Source organism: Citrobacter sp. Cb031 (assembly GCF_030336725.1).
GTDB lineage: Bacteria > Pseudomonadota > Gammaproteobacteria > Enterobacterales > Enterobacteriaceae > Citrobacter > Citrobacter braakii.
Genome location: NZ_JAOWDA010000034.1, coordinates 312,234 through 326,042, shown reverse-complemented (window position 1 = coordinate 326,042; position 13,809 = coordinate 312,234). Strand labels below are relative to the sequence as shown.

Annotated in this window: 14 protein-coding genes, 1 pseudogene and 1 other annotated feature; of the genes and pseudogenes, 9 read left to right on the top strand and 6 right to left on the bottom strand. The window is 52.5% G+C overall.

What is annotated here, in order from left to right; genetic code table 11:
- Positions 1 to 58: 58 nt before the first annotated feature.
- The 3 genes from rluB to rnm all read right to left on the bottom strand — a co-directional run bounded on the left by rluB (position 59) and on the right by rnm (position 2,530).
- Entirely contained in the window at positions 59 to 934 is an 876-nt protein-coding gene (rluB, locus tag OGV93_RS18020) for a 23S rRNA pseudouridine(2605) synthase RluB (RefSeq protein ID WP_006684306.1), read from the bottom strand.
- A 100-nt stretch (positions 935 to 1,034) separates the two neighbouring features.
- On the bottom strand, positions 1,035 to 1,655 hold the full coding sequence (locus OGV93_RS18015; RefSeq protein WP_016153256.1) for an L-threonylcarbamoyladenylate synthase: 621 nt from the start codon (positions 1,653 to 1,655) through the stop codon (positions 1,035 to 1,037).
- A complete protein-coding gene (gene rnm / locus OGV93_RS18010; RefSeq protein WP_029139558.1) occupies positions 1,652 to 2,530 on the bottom strand; it encodes an RNase RNM in 879 nt (292 codons plus the stop codon). The genes OGV93_RS18015 and rnm overlap by 4 nt, the downstream gene beginning before the upstream one ends.
- Positions 2,531 to 2,665: 135 nt before the next feature.
- Here rnm and trpL point away from each other — a divergent pair, with 135 nt between their 5' ends.
- The 6 genes from trpL to trpA all read left to right on the top strand — a co-directional run bounded on the left by trpL (position 2,666) and on the right by trpA (position 9,334).
- On the top strand, positions 2,666 to 2,710 hold the full coding sequence (trpL, locus tag OGV93_RS18005; protein WP_012905981.1) for a trp operon leader peptide: 45 nt from the start codon (positions 2,666 to 2,668) through the stop codon (positions 2,708 to 2,710).
- Positions 2,687 to 2,781 (top strand) — a sequence feature (Trp leader region). Its footprint overlaps the gene before it by 24 nt.
- Positions 2,782 to 2,804: 23 nt before the next feature.
- Positions 2,805 to 4,367 carry an anthranilate synthase component 1 gene (locus tag OGV93_RS18000; protein ID WP_016156654.1) on the top strand — a complete coding sequence of 521 codons (1,563 nt, stop codon included), beginning with the start codon at positions 2,805 to 2,807 and terminating at the stop codon, positions 4,365 to 4,367.
- Entirely contained in the window at positions 4,367 to 5,962 is a 1,596-nt protein-coding gene (trpD, locus tag OGV93_RS17995) for a bifunctional anthranilate synthase glutamate amidotransferase component TrpG/anthranilate phosphoribosyltransferase TrpD (protein WP_003020639.1), read from the top strand. Before OGV93_RS18000 ends, trpD begins: the two co-directional genes overlap by 1 nt.
- 3 nt (positions 5,963 to 5,965) lie before the next feature.
- Positions 5,966 to 7,324, top strand: coding sequence for a bifunctional indole-3-glycerol-phosphate synthase TrpC/phosphoribosylanthranilate isomerase TrpF (gene trpCF / locus OGV93_RS17990; protein ID WP_287110149.1), 1,359 nt, complete (start codon positions 5,966 to 5,968; stop codon positions 7,322 to 7,324).
- Positions 7,325 to 7,334: 10 nt separating this feature from the next.
- Complete coding sequence (gene trpB, locus OGV93_RS17985) at positions 7,335 to 8,528, top strand: tryptophan synthase subunit beta (protein WP_003020645.1); 1,194 nt, start codon at positions 7,335 to 7,337, stop codon at positions 8,526 to 8,528.
- Entirely contained in the window at positions 8,528 to 9,334 is an 807-nt protein-coding gene (trpA, locus tag OGV93_RS17980; protein WP_016156657.1) for a tryptophan synthase subunit alpha, read from the top strand. The genes trpB and trpA overlap by 1 nt, the downstream gene beginning before the upstream one ends.
- A 32-nt stretch (positions 9,335 to 9,366) precedes the next feature.
- Here trpA and OGV93_RS17975 read toward each other — a convergent pair whose 3' ends face one another.
- The 3 genes from OGV93_RS17975 to ompW form a co-directional block, all read right to left on the bottom strand.
- Entirely contained in the window at positions 9,367 to 10,839 is a 1,473-nt protein-coding gene (locus OGV93_RS17975) for a GGDEF domain-containing protein (protein WP_287109907.1), read from the bottom strand.
- A 185-nt stretch (positions 10,840 to 11,024) separates the two neighbouring features.
- Positions 11,025 to 11,300, bottom strand: a complete 276-nt coding sequence (locus OGV93_RS17970) for a hypothetical protein (protein ID WP_016153262.1) — start codon at positions 11,298 to 11,300, stop codon at positions 11,025 to 11,027.
- A gap of 132 nt (positions 11,301 to 11,432) precedes the next feature.
- Positions 11,433 to 12,071 carry an outer membrane protein OmpW gene (ompW, locus tag OGV93_RS17965; protein WP_016153263.1) on the bottom strand — a complete coding sequence of 213 codons (639 nt, stop codon included), beginning with the start codon at positions 12,069 to 12,071 and terminating at the stop codon, positions 11,433 to 11,435.
- A 283-nt stretch (positions 12,072 to 12,354) separates the two neighbouring features.
- On the opposite strand from ompW, the pseudogene OGV93_RS17960 reads away from it, so the two are divergent.
- The 3 genes and pseudogenes from OGV93_RS17960 to OGV93_RS17950 all read left to right on the top strand — a co-directional run.
- Positions 12,355 to 12,441: pseudogene (locus OGV93_RS17960) on the top strand (YkgJ family cysteine cluster protein); the annotation flags it as partial.
- A 28-nt stretch (positions 12,442 to 12,469) separates the two neighbouring features.
- On the top strand, positions 12,470 to 13,213 hold the full coding sequence (locus OGV93_RS17955; RefSeq protein WP_016153264.1) for a YciC family protein: 744 nt from the start codon (positions 12,470 to 12,472) through the stop codon (positions 13,211 to 13,213).
- Positions 13,214 to 13,267: 54 nt separating this feature from the next.
- A complete protein-coding gene (locus OGV93_RS17950; protein ID WP_016153265.1) occupies positions 13,268 to 13,807 on the top strand; it encodes a septation protein A in 540 nt (179 codons plus the stop codon).
- Positions 13,808 to 13,809 lie beyond the last annotated feature (2 nt).

Here is a 13,809-nt window from a genome sequence, read left to right as displayed (position 1 = left end):
CCGCATCCGGCTCCACGCTAACGCCTGATGGCGCGTTGCTTATCAGGCCTACTCATGATTAACCGTTGTTGCTGCGACCGCCCGGACGACGGCTGCCGCCAACCTGCGAGTGGCGCTTCACCGCACGGCGGATCTGGTTTGCCTTCATACGGCGACGATCTTTCTCGACGGCAACTTTAGAGGTGGTTTCCGGCTTCAGTTCCACCAGTTCACGCAAATAGTTGGTCTGCGCGAGGTCAAGTTCCGTCCAGCCGCCACGCGGCAGGCCCTTCGGCAGTGGGATATCACCGTAACGTACACGGATAAGACGACTTACCTGCACGCCCACGGCTTCCCACAGGCGACGGACTTCACGGTTACGCCCTTCGGTCAACGTGACGTTATACCACTGGTTGATCCCTTCACCGCCGCTGAACTTGATCGTTTTAAATGCGGCCGGACCATCTTCCAGCTGCACGCCACGACTCAGATCGCGCAGTTTCGCGTCATCAACCTGACCAAACACACGCACCGCATATTCACGTTCAACTTCGCGGCTTGGGTGCATCAGACGGTTCGCCAGTTCGCCATCGGTGGTAAACAGCAGTAAACCACAGGTATTCACGTCCAGACGTCCCACGGCAATCCAGCGCGCATCGCGCAGTTTTGGCAGACGATCAAACACGGTCGGACGACCTTCCGGGTCGTTACGGGTACACAGTTCACCTTCTGGCTTGTAATAAGCCAGAACACGGCAGATTTGCTCCGCAGATTCTTTCACCGAAATCAGATGACCGTCGATACGGATTTTCAGACCCGGCGTAACTTCAACGCGATCGCCGAGCGTGGCAATTTTGCCATCAACGCTCACGCGACCCGCGGCAATTATGGATTCAATTTCACGGCGAGAACCGTGGCCAGCGCGCGCCAGCACTTTTTGTAACTTTTCGCTCATAGAGCTTCCTTTAGATGTCGCCTTCACAGGCGTCGAACAGGAGAATCAACGGCGCCAGTCAGCGCCATTTTAAGGCCGCGTAGTATAGCGGTTCGCGCCCTTATAAGAAAGGTTTAACGTCGCCGACGCCTTCGCGCAATACCACCGGGGAATCATCGGTTAAATCGATAACCGTGGTTGGCTGCTGGCCGAGATATCCACCGTGGATAATCAAATCCACCACTTTCTCCAGACGATCTTTGATTTCTTCCGGATCTGACTCGGTAAATTCGCTGCCCGGCAGCATCAGTGATGTAGAGAGCATAGGCTCGCCCAGCGCTTCCAGCAGCGCCAGCGCAATCGGATTCGAGGGTACACGCAAACCGATGGTCTTACGTTTTTCCTGCAACAGTCGACGTGGTACTTCTTTCGTCCCCTTCAGGATGAACGTGTAGTTGCCCGGCGTGTTGTTTTTAATTAAACGGAAGGCCACGTTGTCGACAAACGAATAGGTCGACAGTTCGGACAGGTCACGACACATCAGCGTAAAGTTGTGCCCGTCCGGCAGGTGACGGATGCGACAAATGCGCTCCATTGCGCCTTTATCTTCAATTTTGCAACCCAACGCATAGCCGGAATCAGTTGGATAGACGATCACCCCTCCTTTACGCACGATTTCAACGGCCTGATTGATCAGTCGCTGCTGTGGGTTTTCGGGATGAATATAAAAAAACTGGCTCATACTTTCCTCTCTGTGGTCTCGGGCTGTTCCCAAAGTTGCCAGACGCCTTCTACGCCTGCGGGCAACCAGAGTTTACGACCCAGCTCAATCCATGGGCAGGGTAGATGAAAATCAGACCCTTGCGATGCCCACAGTTGATGCTGACGCGCAAGCGTCGCCAGATGGGTGCGTTCATTGGGAGACTGCTGGCACTGTGCCACTTCCATCGCGTCGCCGTGATGTTCAGCAAAATGCGCAACCAGTCTTTTCAGCCACTTAGCGCTAAGATCGTACCGCCCAGGATGAGCCAGAACTGCCTTACCGCCAGAATGATGAATGACATCAATAGCTTGTTCTATTGTACACCACTGTGGCGGAACGTAACCGGTTTTCCCACGAGCAAGATATTTTTTAAAGACATCCGCCATGGTTGTGGCTTTTCCGCACTCCACCAGGAAACGCGCGAAATGCCCCCGAGTGATCGCCCCGCCATCAGCCAGGCGTAATGCCCCTTCCCACGCGCCGGGAATATGCGCTTTGTCGAGTCGTTCAGCAATCAGGCGCGCGCGCTGCTGACGACGTTCCGTTTGCTGCGCCAGAAATTCGCACATCATTGGATGGGCGATATCAATGTTCAGACCCACGATATGGATCTCATGGTTTTCCCAGACTGTTGATATCTCGACGCCAGGGATCAAATTTAACGCTAAACCCGCACGTGAAATTTCTTCTCTTGCCGCCGCAATACCCGCCGTGGTGTCATGATCGGTGATCGCCAGTGTACCGACTCGCATCTCTACCGCACGGTGTACTAAGGCTTCTGGCGTTAATCGCCCATCGGAGGCTGTAGTATGACTGTGCAGGTCATAAATCACTGCGTAATTCGTGTCGCTCAATGCGGCTCCCGTTTCACTAAATGTCTTAACCCGCTCATCATAGCGGTTTAGACAAATATACTGAAATCAGGTGTTGACTTTATTCCATTGAACTAGTTAACTAGTACGCAAGTTCACATGAAGAAGGTATCTGAGATGAAAGCAACATTTGTTCTGCACGGTTGGTGGCGCACTTCCTGATTTCGGGCAGTGTCTTACGTCTGCAATATGCAACCAGATACCCGGCCCGCCAAATGAGCGGGCTTTTTTTTGAACAAAATTAATGAGAATAACGATGCAAACACAAAAACCGACACTCGAACTGCTTGCCTGCGATGCCGCCTACCGTGAAAATCCGACGGCGCTGTTTCATCAGGTGTGTGGCGCACGTCCAGCAACGCTGCTGCTGGAATCTGCCGATATCGACAGCAAAGACGATCTGAAGAGCTTGCTGCTGGTCGACAGTGCATTACGCATTACCGCCATCGGTGACACTGTCACCATTCAGGCATTATCCGCTAACGGCGCATCGCTGCTGCCGCTGCTGGATGCTGCCCTGCCCGCGGGCGTTGAGAACAAACAACAGCCGAATGGTCGCCATCTGCGATTCCCTGCCGTTAGCCCGCTGCTGGATGAAGACGCCCGCTTATGTTCCCTGTCCGTATTTGATGCCTTCCGTTTATTGCAGGAGCTGGTTAATGTTCCTGCGCAAGAACGTGAAGCGATGTTCTTCGGCGGTCTGTTTTCCTACGACCTGGTTGCCGGTTTTGAAGATTTACCTCAGCTTGAAGCGGGCAACCGTTGCCCTGACTACTGCTTCTATCTGGCAGAAACGCTCATGGTCATCGACCATCAGAAGAAAAGCACCCGCATTCAGGCCAGCATATTTACCCCCAGCGATGCAGAAAAACAGCGTCTTAATGCCCGTCTGGCGCAACTGAGCCAGCAGCTTACCGAACCTGCGCCGCCGCTGCCCGTCACTGAAGTTCCGCACATGCGCTGCGAATGCAATCAGAGCGATGAAGAGTTTGCCGCCGTGGTTCGTGGTATGCAAAAAGCCATTCGCGCTGGCGAAATTTTCCAGGTGGTTCCATCCCGTCGTTTCTCGCTGCCCTGCCCGTCACCGCTGGCGGCCTACTATGTGCTGAAGAAAAGTAACCCCAGCCCGTACATGTTTTTTATGCAGGACAACGATTTCACACTGTTCGGCGCCTCTCCGGAAAGCTCGCTGAAATACGATGCCACCAGCCGGCAGATTGAAATCTACCCGATTGCCGGGACCCGCCCACGCGGTCGTCGTGCGGACGGTTCGCTGGACCGCGATCTCGACAGCCGTATTGAGCTGGAGATGCGTACCGATCATAAAGAGCTTTCCGAACACCTGATGCTGGTAGACCTGGCACGTAACGACCTGGCGCGCATCTGTACGCCCGGCAGCCGCTACGTTGCTGACCTCACCAAAGTGGATCGTTATTCCTTCGTTATGCACCTGGTTTCCCGCGTAGTCGGCGAGCTGCGTAGCGATCTGGATGTGCTGCATGCTTACCGCGCCTGTATGAACATGGGCACGCTAAGCGGCGCGCCGAAAGTTCGCGCCATGCAGCTTATCGCCGAGGCCGAAGGCCGTCGTCGCGGCAGCTATGGCGGCGCAGTGGGTTACTTCACGGCCCATGGCGATCTGGATACCTGTATTGTGATTCGTTCCGCCCTCGTGGAAGACGGTATTGCCACCGTACAGGCTGGCGCCGGAATTGTTCTGGATTCCGTTGGGCAGTCAGAAGCCGATGAAACCCGTAATAAAGCGCGTGCGGTTCTGCGTGCTATCGCCACCGCACACCACGCACAGGAGACCTTCTAATGGCTGATATTCTGCTGCTCGATAATATCGACTCTTTTACCTATAACCTGGCAGATCAGCTGCGTACTAACGGTCATAACGTGGTGATTTACCGCAACCATATTCCGGCCCAGACATTAATAGACCGCTTAGCGACCATGAAAAATCCGGTGCTGATGCTCTCTCCAGGTCCAGGTGCGCCAAGCGAAGCGGGCTGCATGCCGGAGCTGTTAACCCGCCTGCGCGGCAAGCTGCCGATCATCGGCATTTGTCTGGGGCATCAGGCCATTGTCGAGGCCTATGGTGGATACGTGGGACAGGCGGGGGAAATCCTGCACGGTAAAGCGTCCAGCATTGAACACGATGGTCAGGCAATGTTCGCCGGTCTGGCAAATCCGCTGCCGGTGGCGCGCTATCACTCGCTGGTTGGCAGCAACGTTCCGGCCGGATTGACCATCAACGCCCACTTTAACGGCATGGTGATGGCGGTACGTCACGATACCGATCGCGTATGTGGCTTCCAGTTCCATCCAGAATCCATTCTGACCACCCAGGGCGCACGTCTGCTGGAGCAAACGCTGGCCTGGGCGCAACAGAAACTCGAACAGACTAATACGCTGCAACCTATTCTGGAGAAACTGTATCAGGCCCAGACGCTGTCTCAGCAGGAAAGCCACCAGCTGTTCTCCGCCGTGGTACGCGGTGAACTGAAGCCGGAACAACTGGCTGCGGCGCTGGTGAGCATGAAAATTCGCGGCGAGCACCCGAATGAAATTGCCGGTGCGGCAACCGCGTTGCTGGAAAACGCCGCCCCGTTCCCGCGACCTGATTATCTGTTTGCCGATATTGTCGGTACCGGCGGTGATGGCAGCAACAGTATCAATATTTCCACCGCCAGCGCCTTTGTGGCGGCCGCTTGCGGACTGAAAGTCGCCAAACACGGCAACCGCAGCGTCTCCAGCAAGTCGGGCTCTTCTGATCTGTTAGCGGCTTTTGGCATCAATCTGGATATGAACGCCGATAAATCCCGTCAGGCACTTGACGACCTCGGTGTGTGTTTCTTGTTTGCGCCGAAATACCACACCGGTTTTCGCCATGCTATGCCGGTACGCCAACAGTTGAAAACCCGTACGCTGTTTAACGTCCTCGGCCCGTTGATTAACCCGGCACATCCGCCGCTGGCGCTGATCGGCGTTTACAGTCCGGAACTGGTGCTGCCAATTGCCGAAACGCTGCGCGTGTTGGGGTATCAGCGGGCAGCCGTGGTGCACAGCGGCGGCATGGATGAAGTTTCCCTGCATGCGCCGACCATTGTGGCAGAGCTGCATGATGGCGAAATCAAGAGCTATCAACTGACGGCGGAAGACTTTGGCCTGACGCCTTACCACCAGGAACAGCTGGCTGGCGGCACGCCGGAAGAAAACCGTGACATTCTTAGTCGCTTGTTACAAGGTAAAGGTGAAGCCGCTCATGAAGCTGCTGTTGCCGCGAATGTCGCCATGTTAATGCGCCTGCACGGTGAAGAAGATTTAAAAGCCAATGCGCAAACCGTGATTAATGTACTGCGCAGCGGTGCGGCCTATGACCGTGTCACTGCACTGGCAGCAAGAGGGTAAATGATGCAAACCGTTTTAGCGAAAATTGTCGCAGACAAGGCGATTTGGGTAGAAGCCCGCAAACAACAACAACCGCTGGCCAGCTTTCAGAATGATGTTCAACCCAGCTCTCGTGATTTCTACGATGCGCTGCAAGGTGCACGTACCGCCTTTATTCTGGAGTGCAAGAAAGCGTCTCCGTCAAAAGGCGTGATCCGTGATGACTTCGACCCGGCACAGATTGCGGGCGTATATAAACAATATGCTTCCGCGATTTCCGTACTGACCGATGAGAAATATTTCCAGGGGAGCTTTGATTTCCTGCCCATCGTCAGCCGCATCGCACCGCAGCCGATTCTGTGTAAGGACTTTATTATCGATCCTTACCAGATTTACCTGGCGCGCTTCTATCAGGCGGACGCCTGTCTGCTGATGCTGTCGGTGCTTGATGATGAGCAATATCGTCAACTCGCCGCCGTCGCCCACAGTTTGAAAATGGGCGTACTGACTGAAGTCAGTAACGATGAAGAGCTGGAGCGTGCTATCGCACTGGGTGCCAAAGTCGTCGGTATCAACAACCGTGATTTACGCGACCTGTCGATCGATCTGAATCGCACCCGCCAACTGGCGCCGCGACTGGGTCATGGCGTAACCGTCATCAGCGAGTCCGGTATCAATACCTATGGTCAAGTGCGAGAACTCAGCCACTTCGCCAACGGTTTTCTGATTGGCTCCGCGTTGATGTCGCATGATGATCTGCATGCTGCCGTGCGTCGCGTTCTGCTCGGCGAAAATAAAGTCTGCGGTTTAACCCGGGCTCAGGATGCAAACGCGGCATACGAAGCGGGTGCCATATACGGCGGGTTGATTTTTGTGTCCACATCGCCACGCGCGGTCAGCGTTGAACGCGCACGCGAGGTCATGACCGGCGCACCGCTGCAATATGTCGGGGTGTTCCGCAACACAGAGATCACCGACGTGCGCGAAACAGCGGTGGCTCTGGGGCTAACAGCCGTGCAATTGCATGGTAGCGAAGACCAGGCCTATGTTGACGCCCTGCGCGACGCGCTACCCGAACAGGTGCAAATCTGGAAGGCATTAAGCGTCAGCGAAACGTTGCCAACTCGTGATTATCAGCACGTCGATAAATACGTATTCGACAATGGTCAAGGCGGCAGCGGTCAACGCTTCGACTGGTCACTTTTAGGCGGACAATCGCTGGATAACGTTTTACTGGCTGGCGGACTCGGCGCTGATAACTGCGTTGACGCGGCAAAAACCGGCTGTGCCGGTCTCGATTTCAATTCTGGCGTAGAGTCACAGCCGGGCATCAAGGATGCACGTCTTTTGGCTTCGGTCTTTCAGACGCTGCGCGCATATTAAGGAAAAGGACATGACAACATTACTCAATCCGTATTTTGGTGAATTTGGCGGTATGTATGTGCCACAGATTCTGATGCCTGCCCTGCGCCAGCTGGAAGAAGCTTTTGTCAGCGCGCAAAAGGATCCTGAATTTCAGGCGCAGTTTACAGACCTGCTGAAAAACTATGCTGGTCGTCCAACTGCACTGACCAAATGCCAGAACATTACTCAAGGCACCAACACTACGCTATATCTCAAACGTGAAGATTTGCTGCACGGCGGCGCGCACAAAACCAACCAGGTGCTGGGCCAGGCATTGCTGGCGAAACGTATGGGGAAAACGGAGATCATCGCCGAAACCGGCGCGGGCCAGCACGGTGTTGCATCAGCTCTCGCCAGCGCACTGCTGGGGCTGAAATGCCGTATTTATATGGGTGCAAAAGACGTTGAACGCCAGTCGCCAAACGTTTTCCGTATGCGTCTGATGGGGGCTGAAGTTATCCCGGTTCACAGCGGTTCTGCAACGCTGAAAGATGCCTGTAACGAAGCGCTGCGCGACTGGTCTGGCAGCTACGATACCGCGCACTATATGCTCGGTACGGCGGCGGGTCCACATCCCTTCCCGACCATTGTTCGTGAATTTCAGCGCATGATCGGCGAGGAAACTAAAGCGCAGATCCTTGAAAAAGAAGGTCGCCTGCCGGACGCGGTTATCGCCTGCGTGGGCGGCGGTTCTAACGCCATCGGTATGTTCGCGGACTTTATTAATGAAACCAGCGTCGGTCTGATTGGCGTCGAGCCTGGCGGTCATGGGATTGAATCAGGGGAACATGGCGCACCGTTGAAGCATGGTCGTGTCGGGATTTACTTCGGCATGAAGTCCCCGATGATGCAGACCGAAGAAGGACAGATTGAAGAGTCTTACTCTATTTCCGCGGGGCTGGATTTCCCGTCTGTCGGGCCGCAGCATGCGTATCTGAACAGCATTGGTCGCGCCGATTATGTTTCGATCACCGACGACGAAGCGCTCGAGGCCTTTAAAACGCTGTGTCTGCACGAGGGGATTATTCCGGCGCTGGAGTCCTCCCATGCCCTGGCACACGCATTGAAAATGATGCGTGAAAACCCGGAAAAAGAGCAGTTACTGGTGGTTAATCTCTCCGGTCGCGGCGACAAAGACATTTTCACCGTACACGATATTCTGAAAGCGCGAGGGGAAATCTGATGGAACGTTACGAAAACCTGTTTGCACAGCTGAAGGACCGCAAAGAAGGTGCTTTTGTCCCCTTCGTAACCCTGGGCGATCCGTCTGTTGAGCAGTCACTGAAAATCATTGATACGCTGATTGAAGCCGGTGCCGATGCCCTTGAGCTCGGTATTCCGTTCTCCGATCCGCTGGCTGACGGTCCAACCATTCAGGAAGCCACCCTGCGTGCGTTTGCCGCCGGCGTCACGCCGTCGCAATGCTTTGAAATGCTGGCGCTGATTCGCCAGAAGCACCCTACGATTCCCATTGGCTTGCTGATGTATGCCAACCTGGTGTTTAGCAAGGGCATTGACGAGTTTTACGCCCAGTGTGAAAAAGTGGGCGTGGATTCCGTGTTAGTAGCCGATGTTCCCGTTGAAGAGTCCGCGCCATTCAGAGCTGCGGCGCTCCGCCACAACATTGCGCCAATTTTTATCTGCCCACCGAACGCTGATGAAGAACTGCTGCGCCAGATCGCCTCTCATGGCCGCGGCTATACCTATTTGCTTTCGCGTGCGGGCGTGACCGGTGCAGAAAATCGAGCGGCATTACCGCTGCATCACCTGGTCGAAAAGTTGAAAGCATATGATGCTCCGCCTTCTTTACAGGGGTTTGGTATCTCTGCACCTGAACAGGTAACCGGCGCGATTGACGCTGGCGCTGCCGGCGCTATTTCCGGCTCGGCAATTGTGAAAATCATTGAGAAAAATGTTGCGGCACCGGAACAGATGCTGGCTGAGCTGAAAGCTTTTGTCAGCGCGATGAAAGCCGCCACCCGGCAGTAAGCTAAATCAACCGCCAGAGACTTCTGGCGGTTTTACGCTTCTTTCGTGTGCTTCATTTTATACATGGCGCTATCTGCATTCTGAATAGCCACATCCAGTTCACCGTTCACCTCTGCAATCCCCCACGATACTGACAATGGCACGGTATGACCGTCCACTACAAACACATGACTGGTCACCTGCCCGCTGATACGTTGAGCAATTGCGATGGCATCAGTTGCCTGCGAGCGAAACAGCAGGATCATAAATTCATCCCCGCCGGTACGAATCACAATATCGTGGCTGGTGCGGGTGTTTGATAACATCCTGTTGGCGATAATTTGCAGCGCACGATCGCCTGCCGCGTGACCCCAGGTATCATTGACGGCCTTGAACTTATTGCAGTCCAGTAGCACCACCGAACAGTGGGATAAATCACGGCGCTTGATGATGTCGAGTATTCGGCGATTAAAGCAACCGGTCAGGGTGTCTATATAAACCTTCAGGTCGCTTTCGTTTAGCCATGATTTTAGCGAGAAACTAATCATGATGAAAAAGAACGGTGCCAGCAGGATCACGATCCCGGCATGGGGATCGCGTGTCATAAAACGGCCTAATGAAAGCGAATAGTGCAGCGCATATTTCTCCGAAAAATTGCGCACTAAAAAACGGGATTGACCTGTACATTTACCGGATAAACAAAGACTTTCATTGTTGGTCAAATTTACCAATTCCACATTCAGCTCTGGTGGGAGTCGGTAGTCAAATGCTTGAGCCAACGCTTCCTGCAATTCGGGCTTTGAATGGTCATAAACCAGATAGGCCACGATTTGGTCTGATATCTCTTTGCCAGACAGATCGTAGATATAGCTCACCACGCTGTAAGCTTTTTCACCGGTAATTTTATCGGTATAGAAGTTCGTTGAACTAAGGGCTTTGTTTTTGACGTTTTTTTGCAACAGTCGGGTATAGAAATCGACCGGCGGATAGAAAAAGTTGGTGAGATCCCGCGCCATTTCAGAATTTGAGAAACTGAAGTTGCGCGAATCGGAAGCCATAAACCAGTAAAAATAATCTGAATTTTTGGCGATAATATAACGATGTGCATCGAAGCTGCCCGGATTTAGCTCATTAACCATACCGCGAATAAACTCCGCCGCCGTATACATACACAGCGCGTTGTGGCTGGCTTGCTGGGCAATAATTGTCCCCGTTACCGAATGCAGACGCTTTGGGTCGGCGTTAATTCCCCATTCCATTTCATTGCGGGGAGCAAATTGTGAAATATCGCCACATTGCTCACCCGATTTAATATGGTGATAGCGCTCACCAATCGCATCGGCGATCAGCTCATTATCGTTAAAAATGTCCATCATGCGCGCTTGCATGCGGTTAACACCGTCACTGACTGCAGCCATCCGCTGCTCATAAATTATAAACAGAAACAACGACGTAAATATCAACGTAATGAGCCCTGATACCAGCAGTGCCTGCCTGTTTCTGAGCTTGTCCTGCACAATCTTCACGAGTTCACCCTGATAGTTAACATATTGCCAAACCGGTTACCCGTTTCTGTCATTGCATAGCTGCGCTGTATGTTGATTGAGAATGTTAACCGTCCCTAAGCTGATGCCTTAGAAGCCCGCCGTTGTGTGCGCTAAAGTTACAGACTTATACAATAAAAGCACATTTTTGTTAACATAAATGCAAACTAATCATCACCCTCAATCGGATACCCTGCCCGACGAATAGCCTCACGACAATCGCTCACGCCTGCGGCATAGCCCGCTTCGATCTCACAAACAGGACTGGCGCTGCAATAAGGTAGTTTAACCGGAGTCGCAATGCGTTTCTCCAGCACTTCAATTTTATCCATAAAATTCAATAAGTCACGCGCAGCGCTCACGGCGAACTCTGCCGTTTCATCTCCGGTGAATGGTTCCAAAAGTGTGATTTTTTGTTGTAGCAGGTGGCGAGTCAACATCATCGTCAATGCCCTCAAAGCCAGTTTGCTTAAAGAGTAGCATTACATCGACGGGGAGAAAGGCAGGAAGAAATAAACTGGTAATAAAAAAGCTGACCGTGGAGCGATCAGCTTTTCAGTATTTTAATCACGGACTTAGAAGCGATAACCCGCGGAGAACATAAACACCCACGGATCGAGGCGTACGCTGTCATGCTGCTGCGCGCCAGCCAGTTTGTAGCTCGCGGTGGTGTCGATATCCATGTACCAGACCGACATGTTAATCAGCCAGTCGCGGTTAATCAGATAGTCCATACCCACTTGCCCTGCTGCGCCCCAGGAGTCTTTCAGGCTCAGGTCAGATAAACCGGTTTCTTTGCCGTTATTGTTAAAGCCTTCGTCAAAGAAGGTGGTGTAGTTCACACCGACACCAACGTACGGACGCAGTTTGCTGCTGGAATCGCCGAAATACCACTGTGCCATTAAGGTTGGTGGTAAATGGTGAACGGTCGCAATATCACCTGTTGTGGCAGTGCCAATTTTATGGCGGAACGGCGTGGCTGCCAGTAATTCAACACCGATATTGTCGGTTGCCATGTAGGTAAATGTCAGACCCAACTGCGTGTTATTGCTGACATCAAAGCCACCCAGGCTTCCCAGCGTACCACCCGCGCCTTCCGTCGGTCTGACGGTGGCAGAACCTGCACGAATAAAGAATTCTCCGGCCTCATGCGCAAATACGTTACCAGAGAGAAGAGTTGTTAAAGCCACTGCTGCAACTGTTAATTTTTTCATGTCCGCTCCATCGTTATGGTTATAAAAGCGGAACGAATATACCCACATTGGAGTAATAAGTGATCTAACCTGGATCACATTGACTTTGATAATTTAACATTTATTGATCCAGATTAAGTTAGAACTTGCATTCAAAATCCTGGTTAACCTAACTCAGATCAATTTTGATATATTTTCGCCACGCAAGTACCTGACCTCCGTTGCAGAATAGCGATGATTATTTGTTCGTGATGCGCAGAGAACAACCAACGTTCTTGCATGACGCTGAAGTCATAGTCAAAAATTACCGGGGCTTTACAAAGATATGCTTTTCCATACACCGCGCGATGCTGCCACTGTAGAGTTATCCAGGGTACAATTGCCCACAAATGAACACCTGCAAAACTCAAGGAGAGTGCATGTCTATCACGGCGAAATCCGTTTACCGTGACACGGGAAACTTTTTCCGTAATCAATTCATTACCATCTTGCTGGTATCGTTGTTGTGCGCGTTTATCACAGTGGTGTTAGGGCATGCCTTTTCTCCCACCGACGCACAAATTGCGCAACTCAGTGAAGGCGATCAGTTAACCAGCAGCGTGGGATTGTTCGATCTGGTGCAAAACATGACCCCGGAGCAACAGCAAATTTTGCTACGCGCTTCCGCGGCGTCGACGTTTTCCGGTCTGATTGGTAATGCCATCCTCGCCGGAGGCATTATCCTGATGATTCAGCTGATTTCAGCCGGTCATCGGGTCAGCGCGTTACGCGCCATCGGTGCCAGCGCGCCGGTTTTGCCGAAGCTGTTTATTCTGATTTTTCTGACTACTCTGCTGGTGCAAATCGGTATTATGCTGGTTGTGGTACCCGGTATTCTGCTGGCTATCCTGCTGGCACTTGCACCGGTGATGTTAGTACAGGACAAAATGGGTGTCTTTGCCGCTATGCGCAACAGTATGCGTCTGGCGTGGTCGAATATGCGCCTGGTTGCACCAGCAGTGATCGGTTGGCTGTTGGCAAAAACGTTGTTGTTGCTTTTTGCGCCAAGTTTTGCGGTACTTACGCCAAATGTAGGCGCGGTATTGGCGAATACGCTGAGCAATATGATCTCCGCCGTGTTGCTGATCTATTTGTTCCGCCTGTACATGCTAATTCGCCAATAAACCCTGAACGCATTCCGGGCTTGTACCCGGTGCTTTTGATGACGGAATCGAAGAATGAAGCAGTTTCTTGATTTTTTACCGCTGGTTGTCTTTTTTGCTTTTTATAAGCTCTATGACATCTACGCGGCGACCTCGGCGCTGATTGTTGCGACGGCTGTGGTTTTGATTTACAGCTGGGTCCGCTATCGCAAGGTCGAGAAGATGGCATTAATCACTTTTGTTCTGGTAGCCGTGTTCGGTGGCCTGACCATTTTCTTCCACAATGATGAATTCATTAAGTGGAAAGTAACGGTGATTTACGGGCTGTTTGCCGGTGCGCTGCTGGTTAGCCAATGGGTGATGAAAAAGCCGCTGATTCAGCGCATGTTAGGTAAAGAGCTGAGCTTGCCACAGCCGGTTTGGACAAAACTTAACTTCGCCTGGGCCGTCTTCTTTATCCTGTGCGGTCTGGCGAATATCTATATCGCGTTTTGGCTACCGCAGAATATTTGGGTCAACTTTAAAGTATTCGGCCTGACCGCCCTGACTTTACTATTTACGTTACTGAGCGGAGTCTATATTTACCGCCACCTTCCGCAGGAAGATAAATCGTAATA